This is a genomic window from Nonomuraea helvata (assembly GCF_039535785.1).
Classification (GTDB): domain Bacteria; phylum Actinomycetota; class Actinomycetes; order Streptosporangiales; family Streptosporangiaceae; genus Nonomuraea; species Nonomuraea helvata.
In genome coordinates this window covers 2666089-2679658 of sequence record NZ_BAAAXV010000001.1, presented here as the reverse complement: position 1 = coordinate 2679658, position 13570 = coordinate 2666089, and the positions used below count along the sequence as shown (strand labels likewise).

Annotated in this window: 15 protein-coding genes; 4 read left to right on the top strand and 11 right to left on the bottom strand. The window is 71.2% G+C overall.

Going from position 1 to position 13570, the window contains the following annotated elements; translation table 11 throughout:
- Positions 1–112: 112 nt before the first annotated feature.
- A complete protein-coding gene (rlmN, locus tag ABD830_RS12365; RefSeq protein WP_344986816.1) occupies positions 113–1213 on the top strand; it encodes a dual-specificity RNA methyltransferase RlmN in 1101 nt (366 codons plus the stop codon).
- Between the two features lie 59 nt (positions 1214–1272).
- Here rlmN and ABD830_RS12360 read toward each other — a convergent pair whose 3' ends face one another.
- Genes ABD830_RS12360 through ABD830_RS12350 form a run of 3 tightly spaced genes read right to left on the bottom strand, consistent with a single transcriptional unit; the run spans position 1273 to position 3417 of the window.
- A complete protein-coding gene (locus ABD830_RS12360) occupies positions 1273–1971 on the bottom strand; it encodes an SGNH/GDSL hydrolase family protein (protein WP_344986815.1) in 699 nt (232 codons plus the stop codon).
- Between the two features lie 49 nt (positions 1972–2020).
- Positions 2021–2692 carry a hypothetical protein gene (locus ABD830_RS12355; protein WP_344986814.1) on the bottom strand — a complete coding sequence of 224 codons (672 nt, stop codon included), beginning with the start codon at positions 2690–2692 and terminating at the stop codon, positions 2021–2023.
- The gene (locus tag ABD830_RS12350; RefSeq protein WP_344986813.1) at positions 2689–3417 is read right to left on the bottom strand and encodes an ABC transporter ATP-binding protein; all 729 of its coding nucleotides are present in this window, start codon (positions 3415–3417) and stop codon (positions 2689–2691) included. The genes ABD830_RS12355 and ABD830_RS12350 overlap by 4 nt, the downstream gene beginning before the upstream one ends.
- A gap of 117 nt (positions 3418–3534) precedes the next feature.
- Here ABD830_RS12350 and ABD830_RS12345 point away from each other — a divergent pair, with 117 nt between their 5' ends.
- The gene (locus ABD830_RS12345; RefSeq protein WP_344986812.1) at positions 3535–4056 is read left to right on the top strand and encodes a DivIVA domain-containing protein; all 522 of its coding nucleotides are present in this window, start codon (positions 3535–3537) and stop codon (positions 4054–4056) included.
- On the opposite strand, the gene ABD830_RS12340 is transcribed toward ABD830_RS12345, so the two are convergent.
- Positions 4053–4700: an HAD family hydrolase gene (locus tag ABD830_RS12340; RefSeq protein WP_344986811.1), complete on the bottom strand. Its 648-nt coding sequence runs from the start codon at positions 4698–4700 to the stop codon at positions 4053–4055. The genes ABD830_RS12345 and ABD830_RS12340 overlap by 4 nt on opposite strands.
- Positions 4701–4719: 19 nt before the next feature.
- On the opposite strand from ABD830_RS12340, the gene ABD830_RS12335 reads away from it, so the two are divergent.
- The gene (locus tag ABD830_RS12335; RefSeq protein WP_344986810.1) at positions 4720–5202 is read left to right on the top strand and encodes a GNAT family N-acetyltransferase; all 483 of its coding nucleotides are present in this window, start codon (positions 4720–4722) and stop codon (positions 5200–5202) included.
- 39 nt (positions 5203–5241) lie between these two features.
- Here ABD830_RS12335 and ABD830_RS12330 read toward each other — a convergent pair whose 3' ends face one another.
- Together ABD830_RS12330 and ABD830_RS12325 are read right to left on the bottom strand one after the other, a co-directional pair.
- Positions 5242–6786, bottom strand: a complete 1545-nt coding sequence (locus ABD830_RS12330; protein WP_344986809.1) for an FAD-dependent monooxygenase — start codon at positions 6784–6786, stop codon at positions 5242–5244.
- Entirely contained in the window at positions 6765–7241 is a 477-nt protein-coding gene (locus ABD830_RS12325) for a hypothetical protein (RefSeq protein ID WP_344986808.1), read from the bottom strand. Before ABD830_RS12325 ends, ABD830_RS12330 begins: the two co-directional genes overlap by 22 nt.
- Positions 7242–7305: 64 nt before the next feature.
- On the opposite strand from ABD830_RS12325, the gene ABD830_RS12320 reads away from it, so the two are divergent.
- Complete coding sequence (locus ABD830_RS12320; protein ID WP_344986807.1) at positions 7306–7908, top strand: PadR family transcriptional regulator; 603 nt, start codon at positions 7306–7308, stop codon at positions 7906–7908.
- Here ABD830_RS12320 and ABD830_RS12315 read toward each other — a convergent pair.
- The 5 genes from ABD830_RS12315 to iolC all read right to left on the bottom strand — a co-directional run bounded on the left by ABD830_RS12315 (position 7853) and on the right by iolC (position 13570).
- Complete coding sequence (locus ABD830_RS12315) at positions 7853–8905, bottom strand: AI-2E family transporter (protein ID WP_344986806.1); 1053 nt, start codon at positions 8903–8905, stop codon at positions 7853–7855. The two genes, ABD830_RS12320 and ABD830_RS12315, sit on opposite strands and share 56 nt — an antisense overlap.
- Positions 8906–8966: 61 nt before the next feature.
- Positions 8967–10817: a 3D-(3,5/4)-trihydroxycyclohexane-1,2-dione acylhydrolase (decyclizing) gene (gene iolD / locus ABD830_RS12310; RefSeq protein ID WP_344986805.1), complete on the bottom strand. Its 1851-nt coding sequence runs from the start codon at positions 10815–10817 to the stop codon at positions 8967–8969.
- A 64-nt stretch (positions 10818–10881) separates the two neighbouring features.
- Positions 10882–11721, bottom strand: coding sequence for a 5-deoxy-glucuronate isomerase (gene iolB / locus ABD830_RS12305; RefSeq protein WP_344986804.1), 840 nt, complete (start codon positions 11719–11721; stop codon positions 10882–10884).
- On the bottom strand, positions 11718–12623 hold the full coding sequence (locus tag ABD830_RS12300) for a Cgl0159 family (beta/alpha)8-fold protein (protein WP_378520953.1): 906 nt from the start codon (positions 12621–12623) through the stop codon (positions 11718–11720). Before ABD830_RS12300 ends, iolB begins: the two co-directional genes overlap by 4 nt.
- Positions 12620–13570 (bottom strand): 5-dehydro-2-deoxygluconokinase, encoded by a 951-nt coding sequence (gene iolC, locus ABD830_RS12295; RefSeq protein ID WP_344986802.1) that lies wholly within the window; start codon positions 13568–13570, stop codon positions 12620–12622. Before iolC ends, ABD830_RS12300 begins: the two co-directional genes overlap by 4 nt.

Sequence of the window (13570 nt, the reverse complement as noted above, 5' to 3'; positions counted from 1 at the left end):
GACTGTAGATCGGGTGGCGACCATGACGCGAGTCGAACCTTGACCAGGAATGCCACCTCCGATCCGAACGTTCATTACCCTGATTGACAGCCCCTCACGCAAAGGCAGGAACGTGTCCCAGCCACCAGGCCAGCTCACCTTCGTCGCGCCCCGGCGGGCCAAGCCCGCACGGCACCTGGCCGACCTGTCGATGGCCGACCGGCGGGCCGCGGTCACGGAGCTGGGGGAGAAGGCGTTCCGCGCCGACCAGCTCTCCCGCCACTACTTCGAGCGCCTCACCACCGACGTCGGCGCGATGACCGACCTGCCCGCGGCCTCCCGCGAGAAGCTCGCCACGCTGCTGCCCGACCTGCTGACCTCCGTGAGGGAGATGACAACCGACCGCGGCACGACGCGTAAGACGCTGTGGCGGCTGTTCGACGGGGCGCTGGTCGAGTCGGTGCTCATGCGCTATCCCGACCGCGTCACGATGTGCGTGTCGTCGCAGGCCGGTTGCGGGATGAACTGTCCGTTCTGCGCCACCGGCCAGGCGGGCCTGACCCGCAACATGTCCACCGCCGAGATCGTCGAGCAGGTCGTCGCCGGAGCCCGGGCACTGGCGGCCGGCGAAGTCCCCGGCGGGCCGGGGCGGGTGAGCAACGTCGTGTTCATGGGCATGGGTGAGCCGCTGGCCAACTACAAGGCCGTGATCGGGGCGGTCCGCCGGCTGGTGGAGCCCGTGCCGCACGGGCTCGGCATCTCGGCCCGCGGCGTCACCGTCTCCACGGTCGGGCTGGTGCCCGCGATCGGCAAGCTCGCCGACGAGGGGCTGCCCGTCACGCTGGCGCTGTCGCTGCACGCGCCCGACGACGAGCTGCGTGACACGCTGGTGCCGATCAACACGCGGTGGAAGGTGGCCGAGGTCCTCGACGCCGCCTGGGCGTACGCGGCGAAGACCAAGCGACGGATCTCGATCGAATACGCGCTGATCAAGGACGTCAACGACCAGGAGTGGCGGGCCGACCTGCTGGGCAAGCTGGTCAGGAACAAGCTCGTCCACGTCAACCTGATCCCGCTCAATCCGACTCCCGGGTCGAAGTGGACGGCTTCCCGGCCCGAGGACGAGCGGGCGTTCGTGCGGCGGCTGGAGTTCCACGGCGTGCCGGTGACGGTGCGCGACACGCGCGGCCGCGAGATCGACGGCGCCTGCGGCCAGCTCGCCGCCGCCGAATGACCCCTGCCGAATGACCCCTGCCGAATGACCCCTGCCGAATGCCCCCCGCCCACGGGCGGTCAGTGGTGGGCTATCGAGCGGGTGACGAAGCCCTCGATCAGGTCGGCGATCATGCCGGCGCCCCGGCCGTTCAGGTGGACGGTGTCGGTGGTGAGCTGGAGGCCGCGGCTCCTGGAGATGGCGTCCAGGCTGCGGCCGAGCAGGAAGTGCTGTATGGCGGCGGTCTGCGCCAGCCGGCCCTCCGCACGGTAGTGGGTGCCGGGCCGCCGGCCCTGCTCCTCCAGGTACGCGGTCATCCGTTCGTTCAGCGGCAGGTACGTGACGCCTTGGTCCGCCGCGACCCGCCGGACGATCTCGCTGTATTCGGCGGCCCGCCGCACCGGCCCCGAGCCGAGGTCCTCGCCGATGACCGGCAGGGAGAGCAGCGCCACCCGGGCCATGGTCTGGTCCTGCAGCCTCCTGGCGATGGTGGTGAGGTTGGCGGCGTAGCTCTCCGGGGTCGGGTCCGCGGAGAGTTTCCAGCGCTTGCGTAGTGTCGTGGCGAGCTTGGGGCTGAGCGTGAAGTTCGCGTCGTTTGTGCCGATCAGCACGGTCACCACGTCCGGGTCCTGGCTCACGATGTCGTCGAGCCGCTTCACCGTTTCCGAGGACGGCTCGTAGTTGACCCCGGCATTGATCACGTTCGCCTCGGGGAGCCGCGTGCGCAGCATGGTCACGTAGTCGGCGCTCACTTGTGCGCGGGTGATGCTGTCACCCATGCAGATCACCTTCACCGTTGCCTCCTCTAAGGGGGTGAGTGAGTGCCCACTAACCTACCCTACGCCGGAGCCACGCGTACGTGCCGAGGCCGATCAGGCACCAGACCAGCGAGACGGTGGCGAGCTCGGGAAGCTCGTCGAGGAGGTGACCGGCGTTCGCCGCCTTCATCCAGGCGATGAGCGGCACGGTGAGCCAGTGCAGGGACGAGGTGCTGAGCAGCAGCATCGCCAGGAACCCGAGCACCAGCGCCATGATGGAGACAGCAGGGGAACGGACGACCGCGCGGCTGGTGAGCGCTCCCAGCGCGGTCCCGGTCAGCGCGGCCAGTGCGTGCAGGATGAGGACGGCGGCCAGCATGCGGCCCCTCGGAGCCTGGCTGACGCCGAGCAGGAGTGCCCACCCCAGGCCGAGCGCCGCCAGCACCGTGCACGCCGCGAACGCCGCCGCCAGTCCCGCCGCCACCTCCCTGCCCCGGCCGCCCACCTGGATCGCGGACATCTCGCGCTGCGGGTCGGGCTCGGTGTCGAGGAGGCTCCTGGCTGTCCAGGCCAGGATGGGAATGATCAGTACGCCGCCGTCCGTGAGCACGCCGACCTCCGCACCCCTGGGAGCCTTGCTGCCGTAGAGGATCGCCAGCATGGCAAGGGTCAGGAGGAGCGCCTGGTACACGCGGTGCGAGCGGACGTAGGCGGCCAATCGGAACGTGGCCAGGGCGATCATCGTGTCTCCTCGATCTCGCGGGCCCGGTAGCCCTCGGCGCGCATCCTGGCGAGAAAGCGGTCCAGCTCGCCCGCAGGCACGGTGACGGCCACGACCGCGTCCTCGGACGGGTGCTCGGGTGGCGGTGTCGCGGTGCTCTCCTTGAGGTGCCCGTCGACCAGCGACCAGTGCCGTACGGCGGGAAGGAGACGCAGGCCGCCCTGGTGGTCGCTGGCGATGACGATGCCGCCGCGCGCCGCCACCTCGGCGGCGATCGAGGGCAGCGTCTCGCGGGTGTCGGCGTCGAGCCCGGCGAACGGCTCGTCCAGGATCAGCAGCCCCGGCTCCGCCATCAGCGCCTGGACCAGGCCGACCTTGTGCGCGCTGCCCTTCGACAGCTCGCCCAGGGGGACGTCGAGGAGATGGTCCATGGTCAGGCGCTCGGCCCACGGCTCCCAGCGGGCGCCACCTCGTACCCGGGCCATATGGCGCAGGTAGGCGGTCACCGTGAACGGCTGGGCGGTGGGAAAGCGGTCGGGGGCGAAGCCGACGACCTCGGGACGGCCGGCGATCGTGCCCGTCGTCGGCCGGGCGAGGCCCGCCAGGAGCCGGAGCAGGGTCGACTTGCCCGCCCCGTTCACGCCGGTCAGCTCGATCACGTCGCCGGGGGCGAGCCGTACGTCGGCGTCCTGGATGACCGAGGGGCCACGTCTTCGGTAGCGGAATGAGACCTTGGACAGCTGCACGATCCTGCACGCTATATCTCGGGTCGCATCGTCGCGATAAAGAGCCTCACAATAGAGGCACCCTCAGCAGGTTCTCAAAAGGAGTGGAGCTTGAATCGCTTTCCGCGCGTCACTGGTATGCGTTCAGGCTATGACCCCGCCGAGGTCGACGCCCTGATCGGGCGGATCGAGTCGACGCTCGGCAGGGGCCCGCACGCCTTGGAGCCGGTCACGGCCGACGACGTGCGCCGGGCCACGTTCCGCGCCAGACGCGGCGGCTATCACGAGACCGCGGTCGACTTCGCCCTGGAGGCGTTCGTGGTGGCGCTGGAGACCCAGGCCAGGCGGCCGGTACGGCTGGCCATGGCCGAGCCCACCGGCGAGATGCTGCGCGAGGAGTGGTTCGAGACCCAGGCGGCCCGCGTCGAACGCGTGGCCTTCCGCCCGGGTCGCATGGGCACCGGCTACAACGAGGACGAGATCGACGCCTTCCTCGACCGCATCGTGGCCACCCTGCGCGGGACGACCGACTTCCCCGTGACGGCCAAGCAGGTGCGGGAGGCGAGGTTCTCGACCGTGCTGTTCAGGTCGGGCTATCTGATCTCGGACGTGGACGCCTTCCTCTCGGGTATCGCGGACGTGCTGGAGCAGCGTGGCTAGGCGTTCTCGACGGTCGCGAGCAGCCCGCCGAGATCGGGCAGGACCTGCTGGATGATCTTCTCGTCCTCGGGCCGCTCGCCCTGCCGGTTGATCCACACGCGCGGGATGTCCAGCCGGTGCGCCGGGACCATGTCGTGGAAGTAGCTCTGCGCCACATGCACCCAGGTAGTCGGCTCGTACGAGCACCTGAACGCCTCGAAGTGAGCGTCGGACGGCTTGTAGGCGCCCACGTCCTCCGAGGTAACCACCGCGTCGAACGGCACGGGCAGCCGCCGCCGCGTCTCGGCGATGAGGTCGCGGTCGCAGTTGGTGAGCAGCGCCAGGTGCCAGCCCGCCGCGCGCAGCGCCGACAGCTCGGCGGCGACCTCCGGGAAGACCGGCCAGTACGGGAGCGTGGTGCCCAGCACCGAGGCGTCGTCGTCGTTCAGCTTGATCTTCTCGTCGGCGCAGGCCCTGCGGAGCGCCTCGGCCAGCACGTGGCGGTAGCGGAGCGCCGGTGACTCGGCCTGCACGGCGTGCTCATGCCGGCTGTACGCCTCCAGCAGCCGCGCCCCCTGACCCGGCGCGATCAGGTCGGCGCTGGTGCGGATCCCGTGCCGCCAGTCGACAAGTGTCCCGAAACAGTCGAATGTTGCCCATCGCATAAGTCTCATAATGATGCCCATGTCGATGTCTGTGCGTGCTGTCGAGCCACAAGATCTCGCCAATGTGACCCGGGTGTTGACCGAGAGCTGGGGTGGCACCACCGTCGTCGCACTGGGCCGCGGCGAGCTGATCGACGCCGCCGCCCAGCCCGGCTTCATCGCCGAGATCGACGGCGAGCCGGCCGGGGTCATCACCTACGCGCAGCGCGGCGACTCCGTGGAGATCATCACGATCGACGCCGTGATCCCCGGCAGGGGGGTCGGCGCGGCGCTGCTCGACGCGGTACGCGCCGCGGCGGCCGAGCGCGGCGCGGCCCGGCTCTGGCTGGTCACCACCAACGACAACACGCACGCGCTGCGCTTCTACCAGCGTTACGGCTTCGACCTGATCGCCCTGCACAGGCACGGTGTGGATCGGGCGAGGGAGCTCAAGCCGGGCATCCCCGCCGAGTCCGACGGGATCCCGATCCGGCACGAGCTGGAGCTGGAACTCATCCTCTGACCGGCGGCCTGCACCAAGTGGCCCCGGACGCGTGTCCGGTCAGTGGAGGATCTGGCGGAGGGCGCTTTCCAGCCGCGCCGCAGGCGTGCCGCCGTCTCCAGGCTCGGGTGTGTCGGAGCGCCAGGCCACGTATCCGTCCGGGCGGACCAGGACGGCGTCGCAGCCGTAGCGGGACTCCCAGTGACCGTCCACGTCGATCAGGTCCGATCCGACCCGGTAGGCCCGCACCCCGTCGCCCGCCGCCCGCGCCCACGAATCCGCGCCGGGCCCGCACAACAGCACGAACGAGTCATGGAACAGGTCGTGCACGCCGATCCGGCGCCCGTCCATGTCCAGCCAGAGGTGTGGTGCCCGGGTGCCGGGTCGCGCGTGCTCTGACACCCCGTCGCCGAACACCGGACCGGGGGAGGCGCCGATCATCGCGGTGGAGGTGTACCGCTGGCCGAGGATGGACGTGATCGGGTCCATCGGGTCTTCCTCGGGAGTGGGGCTGAAGCGGGCGTTCTGGCTGCGTACGGTCAGGTCGGCCAGCTCCAGCGCCACCGGGCGACGCTCGGCCTCGTACGTGTCGAGCAGCGCGTCCGAGGCCCGTCCCGCGAGGACGGCCGCGAGTTTCCAGGCCAGGTTGTGCGCGTCCTGGACCGCCGAGTTGGCGCCCAGCGCCTGCGCCGGCGGCCACACGTGCGCGGCGTCCCCGGCGAGGAAGACCCGGCCGGAACGGTAGCTGTCGGCCACGCCGGCCGCCTCCGTCCACGATGCCCTGCTGACCAGCTCGACAGGGACGTCGCGGCCGATGAGAGCCTTGGCGGCGGATACGCAGCGCTCGTCGGTGAAGTCGTCGGGCGATTCCTCGCGCGGGTCGTACATCAGGGCCAGGCCCCAGTGGTCGCGCATCGCGTGGGAGACGAACCCTCCGGAAACCGGGCTGCCGGGTGCGCCGATCATCCAGAACAGCGCTCGCTTGGTGATGATGTCCGAAAGGTCGGCCTTGAAGACGAAGGTCACGAAGTGCCGCAGCGGGCCGGGGCCGCTGCGGGCGATGCCGAGCCGTTCCCTGATGGCGCCGCCGTAGCCGTCGGCACCGATCACGTACTGGGCCCTGATCGTGCGCCGCTCGCCGGTGGAGCGGTTCTCCACCACGGCCGTCACGCCGTCGTCGTCGGGCTCGATCGACCGGCACTGCGTGTCGAACCAGAGCTCCGCACCCTTGGCACGGGCCGCCTCGATCAGGATCGGCTCGACCGTGCTCTGGTCGGCCATGCAGAACTCGCCGGCGGTCAGGTCGGGCAGCGCCCGCGGGAACTCGTCGCCGAACAGCCAGTGCCACTCGTCCACCAGCGTCGCGCAGCGGGCGACGCCGCCCTCCTCCTCGAAAGGACGGCCCGCCTCCATCACGCGCTGCTCCAGGCCGAGTGGCCGGTAGATCTCGAGGGTACGCGGGTTGATCCCCCTGGCCCTGCCCAGGATCGACGCGCCGGGGTGGCGGTCGACCAGCAGGCAGGGCACGCCCTGGTGGGAGAGGAAGAGCGCTGAGGCGAGGCCCGCGTAGCCGCCTCCGACGATCAGGACCGCGACGTCTTGCACGGGGCGGTCTCCAGGTTGCGCGCGGGGTCGTCGACCGTGGGGTGGGTGCGGTTCTTCTGGGCCTGGCGGACGTCGCGGAAGTACTCGCGGGACATCATCGCGGTGATGATCGCGCCGCCGTGTCGCAGGACGCGGACCTCGCTCGTGATGGCCGTGCCGACCAGGCGGATGCGCCGGCCGGAGCTCTCCGTGGGCGCCTCGTAGTCCTTGACCTTGCCCCTGCCGGTCCAGTGGAGGTCCCAGTGGTCGACGGTGGCGTCATCGGGGACCAGCAGCTTGACCACGCCGTGGTCGAGGTCCAGCCGGACCTCCACCTCGTCGGGCAGGCCGGGGGAGCGCAGGTCGATGGTGCTCTTGCCATAACGGTTGCGGACCTCGAAGCGGCCTGCGGTGGTCCAGTTGCCCAGACGCTTGGTGTCTGCGTGGTCGGAGTGGATTCGCTCAACATCGCTCATAGCTCGATAGTTGCATTGAAACTAGTTCCTCGTCAACTAGTAACTTTGGGGCTAGTATTGACATATGGCTCTCGATCGCGGCTCGCCGCTCGCCCTGACTGTGCTGGCCCTCCTGCGCTACCAGCCGCTGCATCCGTACGGCATCCAGCGCCTGCTCAAGCAGTGGGGCAAGGACCTGGTGGTCAACGTCGGCCAGCGGGCCGGCCTCTACCGGACCATCGACCGGCTGCTGGAGGGCGGCCTGATCAGGGTCCGCGAGACGGGGCGCGACCAGCAGTACCCCGAGCGCACGGTCTACGAGCTCACCGACGAGGGCGGGGCGGCGCTGGGCAAGTGGCTGGAGGAGATGCTCAGCACGCCCAAGCAGGAGTTCCCGCAGTTCCCCGCGGCACTGGCGAACGCTCTCCTGCTCGCCCCGGAAGCGCTGACGCAGGCGCTCGAGCGGCGCGAGCGGGCGGTCGCCCAGACGCTGGCCGGGCTGGACGCGTCCCTGGCCGCCGAAGCCGGCCTGCCACGCGTCACCATGCTGGAGGTCGAATACCTGCGCGAGATGACGGCCGCCGAGACCCGATGGCTCCGCGCGGTCCTCGAGGATCTGCGGGCCGGGCGGCTCACCTGGTCGCAGGAGTCGCTGGAGGGGGCTGCGGCCGGGTGGGAGGCGTCCTGACCTCCGCGTGACCGGCGGGGCCCCTCGAGTTGCGCAGCAGGGCCACGATCACCCCCGCCACCGGGGCGGCCAGGAACGCGCCGATGACGCCCGCGACCAGGCTGCCCACCGCGATGGCGATCAGGATGACCGCGCCGGGCAGGTCCAGGGCCCTGCCGTAGATCTGCGGCGCCAGCACGTGTCCCTCGATCTGCTGCACCGCCACGGTCACGCCGACCACGATGAGCGCCACCAGCCAGCCCTTGGCCACGAGCGCCACCACCGCGGCCAGCAGCCCCGCGACGAACGCGCCCACCACCGGCAGGTACGCCCCCACGAACGTCAGCACCGCCAGCGGCAACGCGATCGGCACTCCCAGGAGCCACAGGGCCGATCCGATGAAGAGGGCGTCCACCGCGCCCACCATCGCGATCCCGCGGATGTAGCGGCCGACCACCGTGATCACCACGTGACCGGCATCGGTGAGGCGGGGCCTGGCCGAGGCGGGTGCGAGCTCCACGAGCCAGCGGAAGAGCCGGTCGCCGCCGTGCACGAAGTAGATCGACAGGATGACCGCGAGCACCGCCCCGACGACGATCTCGCCCACCGTCCTGACCCCGGCCAGCGCGCCGGTGGTGAGCTGGCGGCCCTGGCCGGTCAGGTACTCCTTGGCCTGCGCGGCGAGCCGGCGCGGATCGAGCCCGAACCTGGCGGTCAGATGGTGCAGGTCGTCGAGCACCTTGCCGAAGCTGGTCCGTAGCTGGGACACGCTGTCAATGGTGGGCGGCACCACCAGCGCGAGCAGGCCCGCCGCCAGCACGAGCCCGCCCCCGAAGACGATCGCGGTGGACAGGGCGCGGTTCAGCCCGCGCGACCTGAGCCAGCGGGCGGCGGGCAGGAGCAGCGCCGTGATGAACACGCCGATGACGATCGAGATCGCCACCGTGCGCACGTGGTAAAGGCAGAAGCCGGCCACCGCGATCAACGCGAGCCAGCCGAGCAGCCGCCACGGCCTCATCCCCTGCCCCCCGTTCTGCCTGGTCAGAGGCGTTCCCTGGAGGGATCGGCGGCAATCCTGGTCAGCCGGGCGGAGTGAGGTGGGGTCGCTGGGCGAGCTTGTTCACCTCGTACGTCTCCCGCGCCGCCCGGGTCGCGTCCGTCGTGCCGACCGCCGCCACGGGCACGTCCCACCATGCCTCGGAGGACGGCACGTCGTCCGCCATCGGGTCGGTGCGGACGTAGATCACCGTGGTCTCGGTCGCCGAGCGGGCCGCGTCGAGCGCCTTGCGCAGGTCGGCGACCGACTCGGGACGCAGCACCGACGCGCCGAGGCTGGCCGCGTTGGCGGCGAGGTCGACCGACAGCGGCCCGCCGTCGCGGTGGCGGTACGAGGTGCCGAGCCGCTCCGCGCCGACGCTCTCCGACAGCCGGCCGATGGAGGCGAAGCCGGAGTTGTCGACCAGGACGACGATCAGCTTGATCCCCTCGGAGACCGCCGTGACGAGCTCCTGGGCCATCATCAGGTACGAGCCGTCGCCCACCATGACGAACACCTCGCGCTCCGGCGCCGCCATCCTGACGCCCAGCCCGCCGGCGATCTCGTAGCCCATGCAGGAGTAGCCGTACTCGACGTGGTAGCTGCCCGGGCCGCTCGGCCGCCAGAGCTTGTGCAGGTCGCCGGGCATCGAACCGGCCGCGCACACCACCACGCCGTCGTCGCCCGCCGCCGCGTTGACCGCGCCGATCACGGCGGACTGGGGCAGGGGCGAGCCCTCCAGGGCGTACGCGTGGTCCACTGCCGCGTCCCACTCCCGGGTCAGCTCAGCGGCCCGCTCGCGGTAGGCGTGCGGCGGGCCGCTCCAGCCCGCGAACGCCTCGACCAGGTCCGCCAGCCCCTCGCGGGCGTCGGCCACCAGCTGCGTGCCCGACAGCTTGGCGGCGTCGAAGGCGGTGATGTTGAGGTTCAGGAACCGGGCGTCCGGCGCGAAGATCGTCCGGGAGGCCGTGGTGAAGTCGCTGTAGCGGGTGCCGATGCCGATGATCAGGTCGGCCTCGCGGGCCAGCGCGTTGGCCGCCGTGGTGCCGGTGGCGCCGATCGCCCCCATGGCGAGCGGGTGCCCGTACGGGAGGGCGCCCTTGCCGGCCTGCGTCTCGGCCACCGGGATGCCGTACGTCTCGGCGAAGATCCGCAGCTGCTCCGTGGCCTCGCTGTAGATCGTCCCGCCGCCCGCCACGATGAGCGGACGCGAGGCCGACTTGACCAGCCGGGCCGCCCTGTACACGGCGGCTCGCTCGGGGGCGGGCCTGGGGATGTGCCACACGCGCCGCGCGAACAGCTCGTCCGGCCAGTCGTACGCCTCCGCCTGCACGTCCTGCGGCAGCGCCAGCGTCACCGCGCCGGTCTCCGCCGGGTCGGTGAGCACGCGCATGGCGGCCAGCAGCGCGGACGGGAGCTGCTCGGGTCGGTTGATCCGGTCCCAGTAGCGGGAGACCGGCTTGAAGCAGTCGTTGACGGAGATGTCGTACGAGCGCTGATCCTCCAGCTCCTGCAGCACCGGGCCCGCCACACGGGTGGAGAAGATGTCGCCGGGCAGCAGGAGCACCGGCAGCCGGTTGATCGTCGCGCCGGCCGCGCCGGTGATCATGTTGGTCGCGCCCGGGCCGATGGAGGTCGTGCACGCCAGCGTGGCCAGGCGGTTGGAGGCCCGGGCGTAGGCGGCGGCCGTGTGGACCATGGCCTGCTCGTTGCGGCTCAGGTGGTAGGGCAGGTCCTCGGTGGAGGTGGCCAGCGCCTGGCCGAGCCCGGCGACGTTGCCGTGGCCGAAGATGCCGCAGATGCCGCCGAAGAACCTGCGCTCCAGCCCGTCGCGCTCGCTCCACTGCTGGGCCAGGAAGCGTACGACGGCCTGCCCGACCGTGAGCTGGGTCATGAGACCTCCTTCGTCGGCCTCATGACCAGGGTGCTGTGTTCATTGATGATCTCGACAAGCTCGATCATGCGATCCTCCCGAACGGCAGTCGCGGGTCGGTGGGCTGGGCCTCCCAGGAGGAGCGGATCCAGGCGTGGCGCGGGTCGTCGCAGAACGCCATCGAACGCTGCTCCGCCGGGCCCGCCAGGACGTTCAGGTAGTACATGTCGTAGCCGGGGGCGGCCATGGCAGGGCCGTGGTAACCGTACGGGACCAGGACGGCGTCGCCGGAGGAGACCTCGGCCAGGGTGTCGATGTGGCCGCGCTCGGAGGAGTAGACGCGCTGGTAGCCGATGCCCTGGTCGCGCACCTCGAAGTAGTAGATCTCCTCCAGGACCGCCTCGCCCGGATTGTCGGTGTCGTGTTTGTGCGGCGGGTACGACGACCAGTTGCCGCCCGGGGTGATGACCTCCACGGCCATGAGCTTGTGGCAGTCGAAGGCGTCGGGAGCGGCGAAGTTGTTCACCTGGCGGGTGGCCTGGCCCGCGCCGCGGATCTCGACCGCGACCTCGGCGGCGGCCACGTACCGCGGCTTCAGCGCGCGGGTGGCGCGGGCGGAGGGCAGCGCGATCCGTCCGGCGCCCTGGATGGTCACCTGGGTGCCGATCGGGACGTAGGCGAAGTCGCTCGGCCCGTCGAACACCGAGGCCCTGCCCGTCAGCACGAACGTGTCGTCAGGGATCGTCACCGTGCAGGAGCCCGAGAGCGGGAGGACCAGCATCTCCTCCTCGCCGGTGTCGAAGGAGACCGGCGCGTCCGTCAGGTCCACGACGCGCAGTCCCGAGTACGTCCAGCCTGCCGAGGACGGGGTGATCTCGACCGACCAGGGGCCGCTGGCGGCCTTGCCGTACGGAATGTATGTCATTTACGAGCCTCTCGAACCAGGGCGGCGGCGCCGTCCACCGCGGTCACCACGTCGTCATCCGGCGGGTAGAGCAGGGCGCGGCCCACCACGAGGCCCCGTACCCCGGGCAGGGCGAGGGCGCGGTGCCAGCCGGCGTAGGCGGCGTCGATGTCCGGCGGGTCGCCGCCGAGCAGCAGGGCGGGCAGCGTGGTGGCGGCCATCACGCGCTCCATCTCCGCCACGGCCGGGATCTTGAGCCACGTGTACGCCGAGGTCACGCCGAGCGCCTGGGCGATGCTGATCGAGCGGATCACGGCGTCGGGCGACAGGTCGTTGCGGAGCGCCCCCGACTCCGTGCGTCGCGACCAGAAGGGCTCCACCATGGCCATCAGGCGGTGGCGGGCCAGGTCCGTGACCGCGCGGGCGCAGGACTCCAGGGTGGACACGGTCGCGTGGTCGGTCGGGTCGATGCGGCAGAGCATCTTGCCGCCGTCCAGGCGCATGGCGTCGATCGAGGCCGCGTCGAAGCCGGTGAAGCGGTCGTCCAGCTCGAAGACGGAGCCCTGCAGGCCGCCTCTGTTCATGGAGCCGTAGGCCAGCTTGCCCTCCAGCGCGCCCAGCAGGAGCAGGTCCTCCAGCACGTCGGGCGAGGCCAGGATGCCGTCCACGCCGGGGCGGGCGAGCGCCACCTGGAGGCGGTCGAGCAGGTCCGTGCGGCTGGCCATGGCCAGCGGCCGGTCGCGTACGCCCAGGGAGCCGCGGGCCGGATGGTCGGCGGCGATGATCAGTAGCCGCTCGCCCTCGCCGGGCAGGCCGCGCCGCTGCCGGCGGGCCGCGGCCTCGGCGATCTCCTCGGGGCGCGTCGCCCTGATGTGGGTGAGCCGCTCGTACGCGGCTGTCCTGGACAGCGTGACGTCACTCAAGAGCCGGCCCCGTTCAGCAGGTCTTCCACTTCCGCCGTGGACGGCATCGCGTCGGCGCAGGCCAGCTGGGCGGCCACGTACGCGCCCGCCGCGTTGGCGAAGCGCACCGTGCGCTCCAGCGGCCAGCCGCGCAGCAGCCCGAGGCAGAGGGCGCCGCCGAACGCGTCGCCCGCTCCGATGCCGTTGACCACCTTCACCTCCACCGGCTCCACCAAGGCACTTTCCTCAGAGGTACGCGCGAGAACCCCCTCGGGGCCCATTTTCACGACGGCCACTTTCACGCCCGCGTCCAGCAGCGCCTGCGCGGCCGCCTCCGGGTCGCGCACGCCCACCGCGGTCTCCACCTCGTCCAGGTTGCCGACGGCGACGTTCGCGTACGGGAGCGCCCGCCGCGCCGCCTCGTGCGCGGCCTCCCGCGACTCCCACAGCGTCGGCCGCCAGTCGAGGTCGAACACGGTCCAGCCCGACGTGCGGGTCGACGTGCGGGTCGACAGGGCGGCGTCGTGGGCGGCGGCGCTCGGCTCCTTGCTCAGCCCGGTCAGCGAGAACCAGAACAGGCTCGTCTCCGCGATTGCCCGCAGGTCCAGATGGGAAGGAGAGATCCGCAGGTCCGGCGGGTGCTCGCCGCGGTAGAAGTGGATCGGGAAGTGGTCGGGAGGGAAGATCTCGCAGAACGTCACGGGCGTCGGCGGGCCCTCGATGGTGCTCACGAAGGCGTCGTCCACGCCGAAGCCGCGGATCGCCCGGCGTACGAACTCTCCGAACGGATCCGCCCCCACGCCGGTGATCACGGCGGAGCGCAGCCCGTGGCGTGCCGCGGCGACGGCCACGTTGGTCGGGCTGCCGCCGAGGAACTTGCCGAAGGTCTCGACGTCGGCCAGGCCGACGCCGGTCTGCAGCGGATAGATGTCGACGCCGCAGCGGCCGATCGTGATCAGGTCGTACAA

Bases quoted from the DNA above. Each gene is read 5' to 3' on its own strand.
- ABD830_RS12360 (WP_344986815.1), bottom strand. From the start codon at position 1,971: ATGGGTGACAGCATCACCCGCGCACAAGTGAGCGCCGACTACGTGACC.
- ABD830_RS12355 (WP_344986814.1), bottom strand. From the start codon at position 2,692: ATGATCGCCCTGGCCACGTTCCGATTGGCCGCCTACGTCCGCTCGCAC.
- ABD830_RS12345 (WP_344986812.1), top strand. From the start codon at position 3,535: ATGCGTTCAGGCTATGACCCCGCCGAGGTCGACGCCCTGATCGGGCGG.
- ABD830_RS12340 (WP_344986811.1), bottom strand. From the start codon at position 4,700: ATGCGATGGGCAACATTCGACTGTTTCGGGACACTTGTCGACTGGCGG.
- ABD830_RS12335 (WP_344986810.1), top strand. From the start codon at position 4,720: ATGTCGATGTCTGTGCGTGCTGTCGAGCCACAAGATCTCGCCAATGTG.
- ABD830_RS12325 (WP_344986808.1), bottom strand. From the start codon at position 7,241: ATGAGCGATGTTGAGCGAATCCACTCCGACCACGCAGACACCAAGCGT.
- ABD830_RS12320 (WP_344986807.1), top strand. From the start codon at position 7,306: ATGGCTCTCGATCGCGGCTCGCCGCTCGCCCTGACTGTGCTGGCCCTC.
- ABD830_RS12315 (WP_344986806.1), bottom strand. From the start codon at position 8,905: ATGAGGCCGTGGCGGCTGCTCGGCTGGCTCGCGTTGATCGCGGTGGCC.
- iolD (WP_344986805.1), bottom strand. From the start codon at position 10,817: ATGACCCAGCTCACGGTCGGGCAGGCCGTCGTACGCTTCCTGGCCCAG.
- iolB (WP_344986804.1), bottom strand. From the start codon at position 11,721: ATGACATACATTCCGTACGGCAAGGCCGCCAGCGGCCCCTGGTCGGTC.